Raw genomic sequence first — 3,727 nt, 5'->3', positions numbered from 1 at the left:
AGATCATCCTCGGGAAGGTGCGCCCTTTCCTACGCCGCCTCGCCGAGGCTCATCCACAGGTTCTGATCATTGCTCCCAAAAGCGCCGCAGCCTTTCTCGGCCAGACCGTCAGGGATGAAGCGGTACACGAACCCGGGATCATCAAGATGGACATCAGGGCAGCGTTGGTCAGGGGGACTGCCCCGAGTTCAGTTGACTCGCGGGGTGTGAATTTTCAGGCCGCAGTTGCGACTGGTGTGTGGAGCAGTTCGAACTCTATCGGCGTGGGTCTGCCGAGTGCGCGTTGTCGGCGTCGGCGGTGTTAGGTCCGCTCGATCCACGACACGATCGCCAGGCGTAATTCGGTGCGAGTGGCCCAGCATTTACGGTCGGGCACGTCGCGCCACCGCGCTGTGCAGCGCCCGAGTGGCCAGCTGCGACTTAATCGGGTCATCGATGCTGTACCCGACGATCCGGTTCGAGAACACATCCTTGATCGCACAGAGGTAGAGCGTGCCCTCTCCGGTCATGTGTTCGGTAGGATCGCTGATCCACAATTGATTTGGGGCTTTAGCAGTGAAGTCGCGGTCCACGAGGTCGTCATGCACCGGCGGGCCGGGTTTCCCGTTCTTGCCCCGCTTCTTACCGAAGACACTCCATAACCGGTTCTGCGAGCAGATCCGCCAGCCGGTGCGCTCGACCATCGGCTCACCGGCGTCACGGGCTTCCTCGACCAGGTAGCGATACCCGAACTCCGGATCGTCGCGGTGGGCATCGAACAGGGCGTTGACGCGGTAGGCCTGGACGAGGTTGGCGTCGGTGACAGGCTGGGACAGCCAGCGGTAATACGGTTGGCGGGCGAGCCTGAGTACCCGGCACGTCACCGCGACAGGGATTCCGTCGGCGGCGAGCTCCTTCACGAGCGGGTAGATACGCTACCGCCCTGCGCAGCACCTCGTTCTCATGTTCCAGCAGCCGATTTCGGCGACGCAGCTCGCGCAGTTCAGCAGAGTCGCCGGTGCTTTTGCCGGGTTTGGCGCCCTCGTCGATGTCGGCCTGGTGCATCCATTTGTGCAGGGTCATCGGATGGACACCGAAATCGGTGGCGACCTGCTCGATCGTCACACCGGCTTCGCGGTTGCGAGCGACGCCGACCACGTCGTCACGGAACTCCTGGGGGGTAAGGCCTGGGCACAAGGACATCCTTCCAGCCTGCCCACGACGGGCAAGCCAACTCAGATGTCACCTATTCATGCAGCAGACCCGGATTCTTACGCCATTGCTAGTGTCCCGCGACTGGAATTCGTTGATTAATACTAGAATCGGCCCGTAGCGACTAGGGGTAGACCGGTAGTTGCGCTGGTATTGAACGACGACGAACGTGAACGTTGCAACGATGGGTGCGCAGGGCCAAGTCATCGCAGGCGCGGCGGTCGCGGATCGTATTGGGTTGCGCGGCAGGTAAATCCGACAACGATGTCGCCCTGACGTGGGCGTATGGCCGCAGACAGTCGGTAGATGGCGTCGACGGTTCTTGAGGCTCGCAGCGACGGGCTGAACGATGAGCCCCGTCCGGGTGGTCCCCGCACCATCACCGATGAGCAGGTCGATGTGGTGCTGGTGGCGACGTTGGAGCGCACTCCGGGGGACGCGACGCACTGGTCGCGGACATCGATGGCCAAAGAATCGGGCCTGGCCAAGTCCATGTTGGGGTACCAAGGCTCATCCACAGGTTCTGATCATTGCTCGGTTCGCGATGTCGTCGGGCTCTACCTGGACCCGCCCGATAAAGCGCTGGGCCCCGCGTCGACGAGAAGGGGTTGGCGGCTATCAACCGCGCACCGTCGATGCGGCCGACAAAATCAGAAGGCAGGGGTCAGTCGGATCGGCAGGTGGGTGGGGCCGCGAAGTGAGCTGTTGATTGACCAGGTGGTCAAACCGGCCGCTGCGATGGCCGAGGCTTGGGTGGTGAGTTCGCGGAGCACGGCCTGGCCTTCCATGCGAGTCAGGGTTGCTCCGATGCACATGTGAGCACCGAAGCCAAAAGCGATGTGGTTGTGCGGGTTTCGATCAGCGCGGTAGGTGTCAGGATACTCGAAGACCTCAGGATCGCGGTTGGCCGCGCCGAAGGCCAGCAAGAGCCGCGACCGGCTGGGGATAGTCACCTCGCCGACTCTGTAGTCGGCGCGAGTGTAGCGGTACAGGTTTTGGATTGGTGTCGAGTAACGCAGCTGTTCCTCGACGGCGCTTGGGATCAGGTCAGGATGGTTTCGGATCATGGCGAACTGATCGGGGGCGTGGGCGAGAGTGTCGAACATACCGCCGATGAGGTTCGTGGTGGTTTCGTTCCCAGCGAACAGCAGTAGCATCGCGATGAAAAACAGCTCGTCGTCGGAGAGCTTGCCATCCTCATTGTTATCGACGAGCCGGCCCAGTACGGTATCCGACCCTTTGAGCTTGCCCGAGGCCAACTGGTCCTTGAAGTACCGGCGCAGTGCCGCGATCGCCCGAACTCCTCTGAACCCGTACCGCAGCCCGGCAGCGGTGGCGCCAGCATTGATTACGCCGACACCGTCTTCGGACCATGATCGGAAGTTGCAGACATCTTCGGGAGGGATGCCGATTATGTGTGCGATCATTCGGATGGGCAAAGGTACGGCGAGGTGCTCCATCACGTCGCAACCGGGGTTGGCGACTACGTCGGCGACGAGTTCTTTGGCGAGTTGGTCTGCCATGCCTTGCCAGTCGCTCATGGCACCCTTGGTGAATCCAGGTTGAACCTGTTTGCGGAGCCTGGTGTGGTCATCGCCGTCGGTGAGCACCAGGATCGGTGCCGAGATCTTCATCCGGGTGACGCCCTGGCTACTTGTGACCGCCTCGGTATCGCGCAAGGCCGCTCGGATGTCTTCGTGTCGGCTGAGAATGAAGGTCGCACGTTTGGGGTTGTAGTGCACTCGCCCTCCGGCGTGCAGCGCGCGATAACTTTCGAATGGCTGCGCCGCGGTCGCCGGATCGAGTGGATCGAAATCGGTATTGACCGCGCCGGTCCATCCTGCATAGCCACGACGCCGGACCCGCACGGCCGCAGCAACGTTCATTCCGATCGCCCCCATCACCGGTGCCCAGACCTGCCGCACCGCGCCATCCCAGCGCAATGTTCTCATCGGCGCTACGCGCCAAGTTTGCTGGACGGTTGGTGCTTTGAGTCCGGTACGTAGCACGCCATGGAAACAAGTCTGACCAACTGCGCTCCACCGCGTCAATGAGTCTCCGGGAAACCCGGGTGTTTCAGGTTTTTGAATCGCCCTGGAAATCCCGGAGGCTCCTGGCCTTGGAAACGAGGATGCGGGTATGCCCACGGTATCGTCATCGGGAAAGGAGCCGACCAGTCGCCGCTACAGCCCGGAGGAGACGGCTGCAGCGGCGCGGATGGTCCGTGCGTTGCGCGCCGAACTCGGCACCGAGCAGGGCACCGTTTGGCGGGTTGCTAACCAGCTCGGCTATGGGGTCGAGTCGGTGCGTTCCTGGGTTCGCCAGGCCGACGTCGACAATGGCTACGAACCCGGAGTAACAACGGCCGAGTCGCAGAAAGTCAAAGAGCTTGAGTAGGAGAACCGAGAACTCAAGCGCGCCAACGAAATTCTGAAAAGAGACGCCAGTTTCTTCGGGGCGGAGCTGTGCGCCACGAGGCGCTGGGTATATCGAGAGGCGGTGAGAGACCGTCTCCTTCGGGTCGTCGCAGCGGCCT

The 3,727-nt window shown here is 62.1% G+C and carries 1 protein-coding gene and 2 pseudogenes; 1 reads left to right on the top strand and 2 read right to left on the bottom strand.

All coding sequences use genetic code 11. From position 1 onward, the window contains the following. Positions 1–214: 214 nt before the first annotated feature. Together ACJH6J_RS30175 and ACJH6J_RS30170 are read right to left on the bottom strand one after the other, a co-directional pair. Positions 215–1,182 (bottom strand): annotated as a pseudogene (locus tag ACJH6J_RS30175) (IS3 family transposase). 659 nt (positions 1,183–1,841) lie between these two features. Continuing rightward, entirely contained in the window at positions 1,842–3,143 is a 1,302-nt protein-coding gene (locus ACJH6J_RS30170; protein WP_346415426.1) for a cytochrome P450, read from the bottom strand. Positions 3,144–3,330: 187 nt separating this feature from the next. Here ACJH6J_RS30170 and ACJH6J_RS30165 point away from each other — a divergent pair. After that, a pseudogene (locus ACJH6J_RS30165) lies at positions 3,331–3,585 on the top strand (IS3 family transposase); the annotation flags it as partial. Positions 3,586–3,727 lie beyond the last annotated feature (142 nt).

This window comes from Mycobacterium sp. SMC-18 (genome assembly GCF_045310895.1).
Taxonomy (GTDB): Bacteria; Actinomycetota; Actinomycetes; order Mycobacteriales; family Mycobacteriaceae; genus Mycobacterium.
The sequence above is the reverse complement of the archived record's forward strand: the minus strand, read 5'-3'. Positions and strand labels throughout refer to the sequence as shown.

Bases quoted from the DNA above. Each gene is read 5' to 3' on its own strand.
- ACJH6J_RS30170 (WP_346415426.1), bottom strand. From the start codon at position 3,143: ATGAGAACATTGCGCTGGGATGGCGCGGTGCGGCAGGTCTGGGCACCG.